Genomic DNA, 15,118 nt, shown 5'->3' on the forward strand with positions numbered 1-15,118 from the left:
GCGGGGTTTCATCTCCGGGTCGACAGGCGACTCGACACCGAGTAATTCCTCCACCGAGGGCACGTCGACGATCGCAGGTGACTTTGATGGACGACTGGCGAGACCACGCCGCCTGCCGCCATGAGGACCCCGACCTCTTCTATCCGATCGGCACCTCCGGGCCGACCCTGATGCAGACCGAGGAGGCGAAGGCCGTGTGCCGGCGCTGCTCGGTGCGCGAGGAGTGTCTGCGCTGGGCGCTGGACATGGACCAGTCCATCGGCATCTGGGGCGGCACCAGCGAGGCGGAACGGCGGGCCCTGCGGCAGCGCGCCGGCTAGGCGACGACCCGGCGGGCCCGCCCGCCGGGTCTTTCACTCGGGCGCCTCCCCGGCCGGCAGCCGCAGCGTGAACACCGCGCCGGTGCCCGGCGCGGCGGCCGCCTCGGCGCTGCCCCCGTGCGCGGCGGTCAGCTGCCGGACGATCGGCAGGCCGAGCCCGCTGCCCCCGGTGCGGCGGCTGCGGGACTTCTCCGCGCGCCAGAACCGCTCGAAGACGTGCGGCAGATCGTCAGGGGCGATCCCGGTCCCGGTGTCGGCGACCTCGAGGACGACCTCGTCGCCGTCGGGCCGGGCGGAGAGCGTGACCGTGCCGCCGGACGGGGTGTGCCGCAGCGCGTTGGACACCAGGTTGCCCAGCGCCTGCCGCATCCGGACGGGGTCGGCGTCCAGCCAGGGCGTGCCCTCCGCGGTGGTGCGCAGGGTGACGCCCGCGGCGTCGGCCGCGACCTGGTGGGCGGCGGCGACCTGACCGAGGAGTTCGTCGGCGCGGACGGGCTCGCGGTGCAGGCGCAGGGTGCCCGCGTCGGCGGCGGCGAGGTCCTGCAGGTCGTCGATGACCCGCTGCAGGACCAGGGCCTCCTCGTGCAGCGAGGCGAGCAGGGCGGGGTCGGGGTCGACGAGGCCGTCGCGGGTGACCTCCAGCCAGCCGCGGATGTTGGTGAGGGGGCTGCGCAGTTCGTGCGCGATGTCGCTGACCATGGCCTTGCGCTGGACCTCCAACCGTTCGCGGCGCTCGGTGAGTTCGTTGAAGGCGGCGGCGAGCACGCCGGTCTCGTCGCGGGTGGTGACGGGCACCCGCACATGCCGTTCGGGCGGCTGCTGCGCCGCCGCGGTCAGCGCGCGCAGCGGCCTGACCAGCCGGGTGGCGACGACGGCGGAGACCACCACGGTGACGGCGAGCACCAGACCGGCGGCGCCGGCCACCTTGGCCTTGTTGGCCGGTGACATGTCGAAGCGGACGGCGGTCGTGTCGCCGCCGCCCAGGAACAGCTGCGCCACGGGGGCGACGTACGGGTCGAGTTGGGCCCGGCGGGCCTGCTCGGTGCAGTGCTGGGCGACGGCCGCCCCGTCGAGCTTGTCGTGCGGGGACGGCTTGCCCACGTAGGAGCGGGGGGCGAGGCCCAGTCCCGTGATGTCGACGCCGAGGGAGTGCGGCGCGTGCGTGGTGCCCCGCTTTTCAAGGCAGTCGGTGACGCGGGCGAAGAGGTCGTCCAGCGCCTTGTTCTCGGTCGGGGTGGGGGTGTTGAGCAGTCCGTCGGCGCATTCCTCGGGGACGGTGCCGCCCGCGACGGGCCCGTCGACGTCGGTGACCACCGGCCGGCCGCTCGGCGCGCGCACGACGGTGGTGTGGTAGCCGTTGCGGGCGAAGCAGTTCCGCCGCACGACGGCGAGCTTGTCGAGTTTGGCCCGTTCGGGGGCGGTGAGCCGGTACGGCCCCACGGCCCTCGGGTCCACACCGGCCCGCTGTGCTCCGCGCTCCGTGTACGTGTCGGCGCGCAGCGGGTCGACGGTGGCGGCGGCGCGCGGGGGCAACGGGGTGCCGGGCCCGGCCGAGTCGGCGACGACCGTCCGGTCCGTGGTGGTGAGGGCGATGCGCCGGCCGGTGCGGTCGGCCAGATCCCGGACGGTCACTTCGACGCCCCGCCAGTCGGCGTGGGTGGCGGCGTAGCCGCTGAGCCGGGCGAGGACGTCCATGTCCTCGGCGAGGACCTGTCCCTGCTCCTCGCGCAGCGCGCGGGTGGTGGTCGCCACCGCGAGCCAGGCGGTCGCCGCCACCGAGCAGACGGCGATCAGCACCGAGGCGACCAGCAACCGGACCAGCAGGCGCTTGCGCACCGGGATGCGCCCGTTCACCCGCGGCCTCCGCTCAGCTTGTAGCCGACGCCGAACACGGTCAGCAGGCGCGCGGGCCGGCGCGGGTCGGCCTCGGTCTTCTTGCGCAGGTTCATGATGTGCACGTCGACGGCCCGTTCGGTGGAGGCCCGGTCGGTACCCCGGGTGCACTCCAGCAACTGCCGTCGCGAGAAGACCCGTTCGGGCTCGGCGGTCATGGCCAGCAGGATCTGGAACTCGGCCGGTGTGCACTCCACCGGCTCCCCGTCGCACCACACCTCGTGCCGGACCGGGTCGACGGCGATGCCGGCGGCCCGTACGACGGGGTCCTCCCGGCGGCCGTCGGCGCGGCCGCCGCGGCGCAGCACGGTGCGGATGCGGGCCATCAGCTCGCGGGGGCTGTACGGCTTGGTCATGTAGTCGTCGGCGCCGAGCTCCAGACCGAGCAGGACGTCGTCCTCGGCGGAGCGGGCGGTCAGCATCAGCACCGGGATGTCCGGGTCGTCGTCGTTCCCGCGCAGCACCCGGCAGACGCCGAAGCCGTCGATCACGGGGAGCATCAGGTCCAGGACGACGAGGTCGGGCCTGAGCCTGCGGACGGCGTCGAGGGCGGCCGGGCCGTCGTGGACCACGGTCGCGGTGTGGCCCTCCGCGAGCAGGGAGCGGCGTATCAGCTCCGCCTGCATCCCGTCGTCCTCGGCCACCAGTACATGTGCGCACACGCGGCGGATCCTAAGCGGTCGGCGGAACGGGGTCAGCGGGCGAAGGAGGCGGCGTCCCCCATGACCACGACGGGGTGCCGGCGGGGGTCGAGGGTGCGCAGCAGCGTGCGCATGTGCTCCCGGGAGAGGCTGACGCAGCCCTGGGTGGGGCCGCCGTGGTCGACGTGGAACCAGATGCCGCCGCCGCGCCCGGCGCCGAGGGGGCGGGTCCAGTCGAGCGGTGAGGTGCCGGGCCGGCGGTTGTAGTCGATGGCGATCACGTAGTCGAAGGAGCCGGCGAGGGGTTCGCCCTCGACGCCGGTGCCGGTCGCGGTGAAGCCCCGGCCGTGGTCGTAGGGCAGCCGGGTGCCGGGGTCGGGTCGCAGACCGCCGGCGTCGCTGAGGGTGAACACGCCGACGGGTGAGCGCAGGTCGCCGGCGCGGTGGTGGCCGCTCCAGCCGCGCAGCGCGTTGTGGGCGGGCCAGTGCTCGCCGGCTTTCCAGCCGGTGCCGGTGCGTTCGTACAGGACGACGTCGGAGCGGGCGGAGTCCTTGCCGTGTCCCGTGACGACGACGGCCTGCCGGGTGGCGGCCGGGACCTCGGCCAGGGTCTCGGGGCCCAGTCCGGGGAGCCGCTGCGGAAGGGGGGGCGCCGTGGCGGTGGGGCGGGGCGGGGCGGTCGTGGTCCGGGCGGGTGCGGCCGGCTGGTCACGGGGGGCCGCCACGGCGCCGGCGCCGCAGCCGGTCAGCAGCAGGGAGGTGGCCAGCAGGACGGCTCGGGGCTTGTGCGGGATCATGTGACGACCCTGACGGACAGGTGTGAGGAACTCGTCAGGTCCGGCGCGGTGTGTGCGGCACCGCCCGTCCGAGAGGAAGGCCCGGTCATGAGTGTGCGCGTCCGCCGCGTCTACGAGCCGCCCGAACCGGAGGACGGGGTGCGCGTCCTGGTGGACCGGCTGTGGCCGCGCGGTCTGTCCAAGGACGCGGCCCGGGTCGACGAGTGGCTCAAGGGCCTCGCCCCGTCGACCGGGTTGCGGCGCTGGTACCACGCGGGCGAGGGCTCCTACGAGGAGTTCGCAAGCCGGTACGAGGCGGAGCTGGACGCGCCGGAGGCGGCCGGGCTCCTGGCCCGGCTGCGGGAGACGGCGGGCGAGGCGGACGTGACGCTGCTGACGGCGTCGAAGACCCCCGAGACGAGTCACGCGGCGGTGCTGGCCCGCCTCCTGGAGTCGTGACGCCCCGGGAGGCGGGCCGGGCTCAGCCCGCCTGCCGGGCGGCGGCGCGTCCGGCGGCGCGTCCGGAGAAGAGGCAGCCGCCGAGGAAGGTGCCCTCCAGGGCGTTGTAGCCGTGCACACCGCCGCCGCCGAAACCGGCGACCTCACCGGCCGCGTAGAGGCCGTCGATGGGAGTGCCGTCGGTGGCCAGGGCGCGGGAGTCCAGGTCGGTCTGGATGCCGCCGAGGGTCTTGCGGGTCAGGATGTGCAGCTTGACGCCGATGAGAGGGCCGGCCGCGGGGTCGAGGATGCGGTGCGGGGTGGCGACGCGGCCCAGGCGGTCGCCGATGTAGCGGCGGGCGTTGCGGATGCCCTGGATCTGGGCGTCCTTGCTGTAGGCGTTGGTGATCTGCAGGTCGCGGGCCTCGATCTGGCGCCGGACGGTCTCCGCGTCGAGCAGCGGCTTGTCCGTCAGCTGGTTCATCTTCTCGACCAGCTGCTCCAGGGTCGGGGCGGTGACGAAGTCCGCGCCGTGGCGCAGGAAGGCGGCCACCGGGCCCGGTGCGCCCTTGCCGAGCACCCGCTCCTTGAGGAACCCGGCGCGGTCCTTGGCGGTGATGTCGGGGTTCTGCTCGGAGCCGGAGAGGGCGAACTCCTTCTCGATGATCTTCTGGGTGAGGATGAACCAGGAGTGGTCGTGGCCGGCGATGTCCGCGTCGGTGCGCAGGTGCCGGAGGGTTCCCAGGGTGTCGTAGCCGGGCAGGCAGGGGTCGGGCAGACGGCGGCCGAGGGCGTCGAACCACATCGAGGACGGGCCGGGCAGGATGCGGATGCCGTGGCCGGGCCAGATCGGGTCCCAGTTCCGCAGGCCCTCGGTGTAGTGCCACATGCGGTCGCGGTTGACGAGGCGTACGCCGGCCTCGGCGCTGATGTCGAGCATGCGCCCGTCGACGTAGGCGGGGACGCCGGTGACCATCTCGGCGGGCGGGGTGCCCAGGCGCTCGGGCCAGTAGCGGCGGACGATGTCGTGGTCGGCGCCGATGCCGCCGGTGGTGACGACGACCGCCTGGGCGGTGAGTTCGAACTCGCCGACGGCGTCGCGGTTGGAGGCGACTCCGCGCGGCGAGGCGTCGTCGGCCAGGACGGTGCCCCGCACGCCGCGCGCGGCGCCGTCCTCGATGACCAGCTCGTCCACCCGGTGCCGGTGGTGGAAGGTGAGCAGCCCGTCGCGCGCCGCCTGCTTCGCGTACCGCACGAACGGCTCCACGACACCGGTGCCGGTGCCCCAGGCGATGTGGAAGCGGGGCACCGAGTTGCCGTGGCCGTCGGCGCGCAGGTCGCCGCGCTCGGCCCAGCCCACGGTGGGCAGGAAGGTGATGCCGTGCCCGTCGAGCCAGGCGCGTTTCTCCCCGGCCGCCCACTCCACGTACGCGCGCGCCCAGCGCACCGCCCAGGAGTCCTCGTCGTCGACCCGGTCGAACCCGGCGCTGCCCTGCCAGTCGTTCCAGGCCAGGTCGAGGGAGTCCTTGATGCCCAGGCGCCGTTGTTCGGGCGAGCCGACGAGGAAGAGCCCGCCGAAGGACCAGAACGCCTGCCCGCCGAGGTTCGCGGCGTTCTCCTGGTCGACCAGGGCGACCCGGCGGCCCCGGCTGGTCAGTTCGTGCGCGGCGACGAGTCCGGCGAGTCCCGCTCCGACGACGATGACGTCGGCGTCCATGGCGACCGTCCTTTCCTAGGCGGTGGTGCGCTGTCCGGTGGTGTCGCTGCCGTCGGTCAGCAGCGCGGTGAGCAGCCGGCCCAGCCAGGCGCGGGCGTGCCCGGTGTCGCGGTCCAGCAGCAGCTGGGTCGTGACGCCGTCGTACGCGGCGACCACCGCGTGGGCGGCGCCGTCGGTGCCGCCGAGGACGGCGGGCAGTGCGGTGTGGCCGCGGGCGCGGGCGAGCCGGTCGGCGATCGCGGCGCGTAGCCGGGCGCGGTGGTCGAGCAGGGTGGCGGCGACGGCGGGGTCCCGGGCGGCGTGCACCAGGAAGTCCGTCTTGACCAGCAGCCAGTCGCGGTCCAGGAGCAGCACCTCGGTGACCCGGTCCACGGCGGCCGGGACGTCCAGGCCGGGGCCGTCGACGGCGAGCGCCCCGGCGACCTGGTCGGCGATCAGGTCGGCCCGCTGCCGGTACAGGGCGAAGAACAGCTCGTCCAGGCTGGAGAAGTTGGAGTAGAAGGCACCCCGGCTGTAGCCGGCGGCCTCGCAGACCTCCTCGATGGAGACGCGCCCGAACCCTTTGGCGGCGAACACGGCGAACGCGGCGTCGAGCAGGTTGGCCCGGGTGCGGACGCGGCGCCTGGTGACACGCCTCGTCGTCTCCCCCACCGCCATGTCGGACCTCCGTTCGATACGGGAATGTATCCGATACACGAGCGTATCCAACAGGGGTGCGGAGCGGCCGATGAGAATCAGCTCTCATATGGGAACAGATTTTCGATTCAGGGCTTACGCTGGATCCATGGCCACGCACCTCCAGGGCTCCCTGTTCGACCAGACCGACGAGCTGCGGCTCGGCGCGCTCAGCGGGATCCGCCGCACACGCCTCACGCACGGCGCCTGGATCGACGTCCTGCCCGGCTGGCTGAGCGGGGCCGACGCCCTCTTCGAGCGGCTGGCCGCCGAGGTCCCCTGGCGCGCCGAGCGGCGCACCATGTACGACCAGGTCGTCGACGTGCCGCGGCTGCTCTCCTTCTACGGCGCCGGCGACGCCCTCCCCCACCCCGTGCTCGACGAGGCGCGCGAGGCGCTCTCCGCGCACTACGCCGGGGAGCTGGGCGAACCGTTCACCACGGCCGGGCTGTGCTACTACCGCGACGGACGCGACAGCGTCGCCTGGCACGGCGACCGGATCGGGCGCGGCGCGCGGCGGGACACCATGGTCGCCATCCTGTCCGTGGGCGCGCCCCGCGACCTGCTGCTGCGGCCCGTGCACGGAGGCGGCGATACGGTCCGCCGGCCGCTCGGGCACGGCGATCTCATCGTGATGGGCGGCTCCTGCCAGCGGACCTGGGAGCACGCCGTCCCGAAGACGGCCCGCGCCACGGGACCGCGCATCAGCGTGCAGTTCCGGCCGAACGGCGTGCGCTGAGCCGGCGGAGGCGGCCGGCCGCGGCGTACGCGGGGGCTGCCTCCGGCGGACGGTGCCGGAGGCAGCCCTTCCTCTGGGCGCGGGCGGACCGGGCCGCCACACTGGCCGGGTGAGCGCCCCGCCGCCCGTCCCGGACAGCGCCTCCCGCCGCACCGAGCTCGACACGCTCCGGGTGTGCGTCGTGCTCGGCCTGGTCTTCTTCCACTCCGCGCTGGTGTTCTCCCCGGACGACGACTTCTACGTCAAGAACGCGCGGACCACCGATGTCGTGACCGTGCTCGCCGGGTTCGGGGTCGTCTGGGCCATGCCCATGCTGTTCCTCGTGGCCGGGCTCGGCTCCCGGCACTCGATCCGCCGGCGCGGCCCCGCCCGGTTCACCCGCGAGCGGCTGCTGCGCCTCGGTGTCCCCCTGCTGTTCGGCACGCTCGTGCTGTGCCCCCTCCCCCAGTGGCTGCGGCTGCGGGCCGCCGACGCCGGCTACGACGAGCCGTACTGGCGGTTCTGGCCGCGGTTCCTCGGCGTCCGCCCGGACGCGGCCGACTTCCCCTTCGTACTCGACGGGGAGCACTTCGAGACCGGGCACCTGTGGTTCGTCGTCCTGCTGCTCACGTTCAGCCTGCTCCTCGCCCCGGTGGCGGTACGCCTGGCGGCCGGGGCGGAACGCGCGGCCCGCGCGGTGGAGCGGCGCCCGGCGCTGCTCCTGCTGCCCGCGCTGCCGCTCGCCGCGATCAACGCCTTCCTCGGCATGGAGGAGGGCTTCGCGGGCTGGAACCGCTGGGCCTACCTGGTGTTCTTCCTCGCCGGGTACACGCTCGCGGACGACCCGCGGGCCCGCGCCGGGCTGCGCCGGCTCGCGGTGCCGGCCGGGGTGTGCGGGCTCGTCCTGTTCGCGGGGACCGCGCCCGGATTCCTCGGCCTGGACGACCCGTTCACCGAGTGGAACGCCTTCGCGTGGGTGACGCGGGGTCTGTTCGGGCTGGCGGGCTGGTGCTGGGTGGTGGCCCTCCTCGGGCTGCTGGACCGCCCCCGCGCGGCCCGTCCGCCGTCGCGCGCCCTCATGTACCTGGGCGTCGCCGCCCTGCCGGTCTATGTGCTGCACCAGCCCGTCGTGGTCGCCCTCGCCTATGGCGCGGTGGGCCTGCCGGGGCCGATCGCCCTCAAGTACGCGCTGATCGTGGCCGGTTCGCTGGTGGTGATCCTCGCCCTGTACGAGGGCCTGGTGCGCCGGACCCGGCCGACGCGGTTCCTGTTCGGGATGCGCGCCGCCCCACGGGCCGGGACGTCACCCTGATCTGCTTTGCTGTGCGCGTCGGTCACGGACCTCACCACGCGGGACGATCATGCGGACGGATGTGCGGCACATCGCGGACGGCACCTATCTGGTGCACGGCAGCAACACCAACTGGATCATCCTCACCGAGGGCGACGCGGTCACCCTCGTCGACACCGGGTACCCCGGGGACCGGGCGGCGCTCCTCGCCTCCCTGGCCGAGGTGGGCAGCGCGCCGGAGGCGGTCGAGGCCGTCCTGATCACGCACGCGCACAACGACCACCTGGGCAGCGCCGAGCACCTGCGCGGCGCCCACGGCACGCCGGTGTACCTGCACGAGGCCGAAGTGCCCCACGCGCGCCGGGAGTTCCTGCACCAGGTGAGCGTGGGAACGGTGCTGCGCAACGGCTGGCGGCCGGGGGTCCTGCCCTGGGCCGTGCACGCCCTGCGCTCCGGCGGCACCGAGCACGTCCCGGTCGCCTCGCCGCAGGCGTTCCCGCGGTCCGGCCCGCTGGACCTGCCCGGCCGGCCCGTCCCCGTGCACACGCCCGGCCACACCGACGGCCACTGCGCCTATCACCTGCCCGGGACGGGCGTGGTGATCTCGGGCGACGCGCTGGTCACCGGGCACCCGACCTCGCGGATCGAGGGGCCGCAGCTGCTGCCGGACATGTTCCACCGCGAACGGGCCCGGACGCTGGCCTCGCTGGCCGCGTTCGAGGACCTCGACGGGGACGTGCTGCTGCCCGGGCACGGCCCGGCGCGCACCGGGTCCGTGCGGGACGCGGCCCTTCAGGCGCGGGAGAGGGCGCAATAGGCTGAGGGGACGATCACCTAGGCGAGGACGGCCCATGGCACTCCAGATCAGCGCGACGAATCCGGAGCACCCGGCCCTCCTGCTGGAGCTGCCGTGGCAGGTGCCGCTGGAGGAGTGGCCCGAGGACCTCCTGGTCCCGCTGCCGCGCGGCATCTCCCGGCACATCGTGCGCTACGCGCGCGCCGGCGACGAGGTGATCGCCGTCAAGGAGCTCGCCGAGCGCCCCGCCCTGCGCGAGTACGAACTGCTGCGCGACCTGGACCGGTTGGGCATCCCGGCGGTCGACCCGCTGGCCGTGGTCACCGGCCGCACGGACGCCGCGGGCGACCCGCTGGAGCCGGTCCTGGTCACCCGGCACCTGCGCGGCTCCCAGCCGTACCGGTCGATGTTCGAGACGACGATGCGCCCGGCCACCATGCACCGCCTGATGGACGCGCTGGCCGTGTTGCTGGTCCGGCTCCATCTGGCCGGGTTCGCCTGGGGCGACTGCTCGCTGTCCAACACGCTGTTCCGGCGGGACGCGGGCGCCTACGCGGCGTATCTGGTGGACGCGGAGACCGGCGACCTGCATCCGCGGCTCAGCGACGGGCAGCGGGACTACGACCTGGACCTGGCCCGCGTCAACATCAGCGGCGAGCTGCTGGACCTGGAGGCGTCCGGGGCGCTGCACCCGTCCGTCGACCCCATCGAGTTCGGCGCCGAGATCTGCGCCCGCTACGGGTCCCTGTGGGAGGAGCTGACCCGCACCTCGGTGTACCCGGCGGGCAAATACCACTACATCGAGCGCCGGATACGCCGGCTGAACGACCTCGGGTTCGACGTGGCCGAGATGCAGATCGGGCAGACCGGCGACGGCGCCTCGGTCACCTTCGTGCCCAAGGTCGTCGACGCCGGCCACCACCAGCGGCAGCTGCTGCGCCTGACGGGCCTGGACGCCGAGGAGAACCAGGCCCGCCGGCTGCTGAACGACCTGGAGTCCTGGATGGCCACCCAGGAGGACCACGCCGACGGCGCCCGGCCCGAGGTCCTCGCCCACCGCTGGGTGCGCGACGTCTTCCGGCCCACCGTGCGGGCCGTGCCGCCGCAGCTGCGCGGCGCCATGGACCCGGCCGAGATCTACCACGAGCTGCTGGAGCACCGCTGGTACCTGTCCGAGCGGGCCGAACGCGACATCGACCTGGACACGGTGGTCCAGGACTACATCGCCACGATCCTGCCCAGGGCCCGCGAGACGCTCCAGCCGACCACGGCCGACTGACTCACCCGTGCGGCACCACGGCCACCGGGCACGGCGCGTGGTGCAGGACGCCGGACGCCACCGATCCGATCCGGGCGCCCACGGCCGTACGCCGGGCGCGCCGGCCCACGACGACGAGCTGGGCCCGGGACGCCACCGACAGCAGCACCTGCCCGGCGCTGCCCATCTCCACGTGCTCGACGACGTGCACGTCCGGGAAGCGCTCCCGCCACGGCAGCAGCGCCTCGGCCAGCGCCTTCTTCTCGTACGGCTCCAGGCCCCCGGCGTCGTCGAGGAGCTTCAGGGAGGCCGGGCTGTAGGCGAACAGCGGCGGCAGGGTCCAGGCCCGTACGGCACGGACGGCCGCGCCGCGCGCCGCCGCCGTCTCGAAGGCGAACCGCAGGGCTTCGGCGCTGTCGTCGGCGTCGCCCTGCTGGCCCACGACGATGTCGTGCCCGGCGACCTCCGCCGACGGCCGGTCGCCGGCCCGCACCAGGACGACGGGCCGCTCCGCCTCGGCGACGACCTGCTGCCCGACCGAGCCCAGCAGGAAGCCGACGACCGCGGCGCGCCCGCGCGAGCCCAGCACCACCATCTCGGACTCCGCCGTGGCGGCGAGCAGCGTCTCGACGGAGCCCGCGTCCACGACCTCGGTGCCGACCTCCAGCGCCGGGTGCCGTTCGGCGACCGACCGCACGGCCTCCGCCAGCCCGTCCCGCACCCACCCGGCCTGTGTGTCCGCGTCCACGGCGGCCATCGCCTCGTGCTCCTGGAACCGCCACGCGTGCATCACACGCAGGGCGAGCCCCCGGCGGACGGCCTCCCGGGCGGCCCAGGCCAGCCCCGCGAGACTCTCCTCCGATCCGTCCACCCCTGCCGTGATCGGGCGCGTCATCTGCAGCTGCCTCCTTGTGTCGCGGTGACGTCCGTGGGCCCAGTCTTCACCACCCCTCCGCCGCCGCGGCCCGGCGGGGCGCCCTCCGCGTACCAGAGCGAAGCGCGCGGATCGAACATACGATGGCCGGGAGTCGACTCGGCGGCAGTGCCTCGCGGCCGCTCGCCGCCTCGTCGAGAACGACGCCCGGGGTGGGAGACGTATGACTCAGGCTGCCGAAGCAGCACGGACCGTCATCCTGACCGTGGACGACGACCCCGGGGTGTCCCGGGCCGTCGCCCGCGATCTGCGGCGGCGCTACGGCCAGTCGCACCGGATCGTGCGCGCGGAGTCCGGCGAGTCCGCGCTGGAGGCGCTGCGCGAGCTGAAGCTGCGCGGCGACCTCGTGGCCGTGATCCTGGCCGACTACCGCATGCCGCAGATGAACGGCATCGAGTTCCTGGAACAGGCCCTGGACGTGTATCCGGGGGCGCGGCGGGTGCTGCTGACCGCGTACGCGGACACCAGCGCGGCGATCGACGCGATCAACGTCGTGGACCTCGACCACTATCTGCTCAAGCCGTGGGACCCGCCGGAGGAGAAGCTCTACCCGGTCCTCGACGACCTGCTGGAGGCGTGGCGGCGCAGCGACTACCGGCCGGTGCCCAGCACCAAGGTGGTCGGGCACCGCTGGTCGGCGCGGTCCTCGGAGGTACGGGAGTTCCTGGCCCGCAACCAGGTGCCGTACCGCTGGTACTCGGCGGACGGCCCGGAGGGACGGCGGCTGCTGGCGGCGGCGGAGGAGGACGGGCAGCGGCTGCCGCTGGTGGTGACCCCGGACGGCACCCCGCTGGTGGCACCGGAGGCACCCGAGCTGGCCGCGAAGGTCGGGCTCGCGACCACGCCGACCGCCGACTTCTACGACCTGGTCGTCATCGGCGGCGGGCCGGCCGGGCTCGGCGCGGCCGTGTACGGGGCGTCGGAGGGGCTGCGGACGGTGCTGGTGGAGCGGTCCGCGACCGGCGGGCAGGCCGGGCAGAGCTCCCGTATCGAGAACTACCTGGGCTTCCCGGACGGGGTGTCGGGAGCGCAGCTCACCGACCGGGCCCGCAGACAGGCGGCGCGGTTCGGCGCGGAGATCCTCACCGCGCGCGAGGTGACGGGCCTGGAGGTGTGCGGCGCGGCGCGGGTGGTGCGCTTCTCGGACGGGTCTGCGGTGTCCGCGCACAGCGTGATCCTGGCGACCGGGGTCTCCTACCGGCAGCTGATGGCGCCGGGCTGCGCCGACCTGACCGGGTGCGGGGTGTACTACGGGTCGGCGCTGACGGAGGCACCTGCCTGCCAGGGCCAGGACGTGTACATCGTGGGCGGCGCCAACTCGGCCGGACAGGCGGCGATGTACCTGGCGCGGGGCGCGAAGTCGGTGACGCTGCTGGTGCGCGGGGAGTCGCTGTCGGCGTCCATGTCGTACTACCTGATCCAGCAGATCGAGGAGGCGCCGAACATCTCGGTGCGGACCCGGACCGTCGTGGACGCCGCGCACGGCTCCGACCATCTGGAGGAGCTGACGCTGCGGGATCTCGACAGCGGGCGGACCGACCGGACGGACGCGCAGTGGATGTTCGTGTTCATCGGCGCGGCCCCGCTGACGGACTGGCTGGACGGGACGGTGCTGCGCGACGGGCGCGGGTTCATCCTGGCGGGGCCGGACCTGACGTCCGACGGGCGGCCGCCGGCGGGCTGGGAGCTGGACCGGCCGCCGTACCACCTGGAGACCAACGTGCCCGGGGTGTTCGTGGCGGGCGACGCCCGCTCGGAGTCCGCGAAGCGGGTCGCGTCCGCCGTCGGAGAGGGAGCCATGGCCGTGATGCTCGTCCACCGGTACCTGGAGCAGTCATGAGCGGCACACGCGTGCCGTGCGAGCCCGCGGAGATCGGCTCGCTGTTCCTGTTCGAGAAGCTGACGCCGGAGCAGCTGGGGAGGCTGTGCGAAGAGGGCCGGGTGGAGCGGTACGACCCGGGGCCCGTGTACACCGAGGGCAACCCGGCCACCTGCTTCTACGTGATGATCGAGGGCACGGTGGTGCTGTCCCGCCGGGTCGGCGGGGACGACGTGGAGGTGACCCGCACCTCGCAGCGCGGGGTGTACGCCGGGGCCATGCAGGCGTACCTCGGCGACCGGGTGCGGCAGGTCTACAACAACTCGCTGCGCGTCACCGAGCCGACACGGTTCTTCGTGCTGCCCGCCGACACGTTCGCGGCCATCATGCAGGAGTGGTTCCCGATGGCGGTGCACCTGCTGGAGGGGCTGTTCTTCGGTTCGAAGAGCGCCCAGCAGGCCATCGGGCAGCGTGAACGCCTGCTCGCGCTGGGCTCGTTGTCGGCGGGGCTCACGCACGAGCTCAACAACCCGGCCGCGGCGGCCGTCCGGGCGACGGAGGCGCTGCGGGAGCGGGTGGGCAAAATGCGGCGCAAGCTCGGCATCATCGCGCAGGGCACCTACTCCCCCGAGGTGATGGCGAACCTGATCGAGCTGCAGGAGCGCATCGCGGAGCGGGTCGCCAAGGCCCCCGCGCTCAGCCCGCTGGAGGCCGCCGACCGGGAGGACACGCTCACCGACTGGCTGGACGACCACGCCGTCCCGGACGGCTGGCGGAGCGCCCCCACCTTCGTCCAGGCCGGTGTCGACGCGGACTGGCTGGACAAGGTCGCGCTGGCGGTGGACGAGGACATCCTGCCGAACGCGATCGGCTGGCTGAACTACACCGCCGAGACCGAGCTGCTGATGGACGAGATCAAGGACTCCACCGCCCGGATCTCGCATCTCGTCGACGCCGCCAAGCAGTACTCCCAGCTGGACCGGGCGCCCTTCCAGAACGCCGACGTGCACGAACTCCTCGACAGCACGCTGCTGATGCTGTCCGGGAAGATCGGCTCGCGGATCGAGGTCGTCAAGGAGTACGACCGGACGCTGCCGAAGATCCCGGCCTACCCGGCGGAGCTCAACCAGGTGTGGACGAACCTCATCGACAACGCGGTCGCCGCGATCGGCAGCACGGGCGGCGAGGGGACCCTGACCGTACGGACGGCACGGGAGAACGACCGGCTGCTCGTGGAGTTCCGGGACACGGGGGTCGGCATCCCGGCGGAGATCCGCGAGCGGATCTTCGACCCGTTCTTCACGACGAAGCCCGTGGGCGAGGGCACCGGGCTCGGCCTGGACATCTCCTGGCGGATCGTGGTCGACAAGCACCACGGCGGCATCAAGGTGGAGTCCGAGCCGGGCGACACGCGCTTCCAGGTGCTGCTGCCGCTCACCGACGAGGAGGTCTCATGACCGGCGTGGACGGTATCGATCCGAGCGTGCCGCCGAGCGGCAGCGGGTGCGGCGAGTGCGACGAGGCGGGCGGCTGGTGGTTCCATCTGCGGCGGTGCGCGCAGTGCGGGCACATCGGGTGCTGCGACAGCTCGCCCGCGCAGCACGCCACCGCGCACTACCGGGAGACCGGGCACCCGCTGGTGCGGAGCTTCGAGCCCGGCGAGAGCTGGTACTGGAACTACGCGACGGACGAACTGTTCGAGAGGGGGCCGGATCTGGCGCCCCCGTCGAGCCACCCGGCGACGCAGCCCGCGCCGGGCCCCGAAGGACGGGTGCCGGCGGACTGGACGGAGCTGCTGCACGGCTGAGCCCCCACGCCCGCCTCGCGCCGGGGGCGGGCGCG

General features: G+C 73.8%; 15 protein-coding genes. 9 read left to right on the plus strand and 6 right to left on the minus strand.

Annotation, left to right across the window (positions count from 1 at the left end; translation table 11 throughout):
* Window positions 1-86 precede the first annotated feature (86 nt).
* Window positions 87-320 (plus strand): WhiB family transcriptional regulator, encoded by a 234-nt coding sequence (locus tag ACFRAC_RS29750; RefSeq protein WP_361355042.1) that lies wholly within the window; start codon window positions 87-89, stop codon window positions 318-320.
* A gap of 33 nt (window positions 321-353) precedes the next feature.
* Here ACFRAC_RS29750 and ACFRAC_RS29755 read toward each other — a convergent pair whose 3' ends face one another.
* Genes ACFRAC_RS29755 through ACFRAC_RS29765 form a run of 3 tightly spaced genes read right to left on the minus strand, consistent with a single transcriptional unit; the run spans window position 354 to window position 3,651 of the window.
* Window positions 354-2,174, minus strand: a complete 1,821-nt coding sequence (locus tag ACFRAC_RS29755) for a sensor histidine kinase (RefSeq protein WP_382934662.1) — start codon at window positions 2,172-2,174, stop codon at window positions 354-356.
* Window positions 2,171-2,875 (minus strand): response regulator transcription factor, encoded by a 705-nt coding sequence (locus ACFRAC_RS29760; protein ID WP_382934665.1) that lies wholly within the window; start codon window positions 2,873-2,875, stop codon window positions 2,171-2,173. Before ACFRAC_RS29760 ends, ACFRAC_RS29755 begins: the two co-directional genes overlap by 4 nt.
* Before the next feature lie 32 nt (window positions 2,876-2,907).
* A complete protein-coding gene (locus ACFRAC_RS29765; RefSeq protein WP_382934667.1) occupies window positions 2,908-3,651 on the minus strand; it encodes a L,D-transpeptidase family protein in 744 nt (247 codons plus the stop codon).
* Between the two features lie 87 nt (window positions 3,652-3,738).
* Here ACFRAC_RS29765 and ACFRAC_RS29770 point away from each other — a divergent pair, with 87 nt between their 5' ends.
* On the plus strand, window positions 3,739-4,089 hold the full coding sequence (locus tag ACFRAC_RS29770) for a DUF488 domain-containing protein (protein ID WP_382934670.1): 351 nt from the start codon (window positions 3,739-3,741) through the stop codon (window positions 4,087-4,089).
* 22 nt (window positions 4,090-4,111) lie between these two features.
* Here ACFRAC_RS29770 and ACFRAC_RS29775 read toward each other — a convergent pair whose 3' ends face one another.
* Together ACFRAC_RS29775 and ACFRAC_RS29780 are read right to left on the minus strand one after the other, a co-directional pair.
* Complete coding sequence (locus tag ACFRAC_RS29775; RefSeq protein WP_382934673.1) at window positions 4,112-5,785, minus strand: FAD-binding dehydrogenase; 1,674 nt, start codon at window positions 5,783-5,785, stop codon at window positions 4,112-4,114.
* Window positions 5,786-5,800: 15 nt separating this feature from the next.
* Window positions 5,801-6,442: a TetR/AcrR family transcriptional regulator gene (locus ACFRAC_RS29780; protein ID WP_382934675.1), complete on the minus strand. Its 642-nt coding sequence runs from the start codon at window positions 6,440-6,442 to the stop codon at window positions 5,801-5,803.
* Between the two features lie 127 nt (window positions 6,443-6,569).
* On the opposite strand from ACFRAC_RS29780, the gene ACFRAC_RS29785 reads away from it, so the two are divergent.
* From ACFRAC_RS29785 to ACFRAC_RS29800, 4 genes are all read left to right on the plus strand, one after another.
* Complete coding sequence (locus ACFRAC_RS29785) at window positions 6,570-7,199, plus strand: alpha-ketoglutarate-dependent dioxygenase AlkB (RefSeq protein ID WP_382934678.1); 630 nt, start codon at window positions 6,570-6,572, stop codon at window positions 7,197-7,199.
* Window positions 7,200-7,308: 109 nt separating this feature from the next.
* Complete coding sequence (locus ACFRAC_RS29790; RefSeq protein WP_382934685.1) at window positions 7,309-8,490, plus strand: acyltransferase family protein; 1,182 nt, start codon at window positions 7,309-7,311, stop codon at window positions 8,488-8,490.
* 49 nt (window positions 8,491-8,539) lie between these two features.
* On the plus strand, window positions 8,540-9,286 hold the full coding sequence (locus ACFRAC_RS29795; RefSeq protein WP_382934689.1) for an MBL fold metallo-hydrolase: 747 nt from the start codon (window positions 8,540-8,542) through the stop codon (window positions 9,284-9,286).
* Between the two features lie 34 nt (window positions 9,287-9,320).
* Entirely contained in the window at window positions 9,321-10,544 is a 1,224-nt protein-coding gene (locus tag ACFRAC_RS29800) for a DUF4032 domain-containing protein (RefSeq protein ID WP_382934692.1), read from the plus strand.
* A 1-nt stretch (window position 10,545) separates the two neighbouring features.
* Here ACFRAC_RS29800 and ACFRAC_RS29805 read toward each other — a convergent pair whose 3' ends face one another.
* Complete coding sequence (locus ACFRAC_RS29805; RefSeq protein WP_382934697.1) at window positions 10,546-11,418, minus strand: universal stress protein; 873 nt, start codon at window positions 11,416-11,418, stop codon at window positions 10,546-10,548.
* A gap of 202 nt (window positions 11,419-11,620) precedes the next feature.
* Here ACFRAC_RS29805 and ACFRAC_RS29810 point away from each other — a divergent pair, with 202 nt between their 5' ends.
* From ACFRAC_RS29810 to ACFRAC_RS29820, 3 genes are read left to right on the plus strand one after another with little or no spacing between them, the layout of a single operon-like run.
* Window positions 11,621-13,297, plus strand: coding sequence for an FAD-dependent oxidoreductase (locus tag ACFRAC_RS29810; protein WP_382934703.1), 1,677 nt, complete (start codon window positions 11,621-11,623; stop codon window positions 13,295-13,297).
* Window positions 13,294-14,733, plus strand: a complete 1,440-nt coding sequence (locus tag ACFRAC_RS29815; protein WP_382934709.1) for an ATP-binding protein — start codon at window positions 13,294-13,296, stop codon at window positions 14,731-14,733. The genes ACFRAC_RS29810 and ACFRAC_RS29815 overlap by 4 nt, the downstream gene beginning before the upstream one ends.
* On the plus strand, window positions 14,730-15,083 hold the full coding sequence (locus ACFRAC_RS29820; protein ID WP_382934712.1) for a UBP-type zinc finger domain-containing protein: 354 nt from the start codon (window positions 14,730-14,732) through the stop codon (window positions 15,081-15,083). Before ACFRAC_RS29815 ends, ACFRAC_RS29820 begins: the two co-directional genes overlap by 4 nt.
* Window positions 15,084-15,118 lie beyond the last annotated feature (35 nt).

It is taken from the genome of Streptomyces sp. NPDC056628, from assembly GCF_042792555.1.
Lineage (GTDB): Bacteria > Actinomycetota > Actinomycetes > Streptomycetales > Streptomycetaceae > Streptomyces.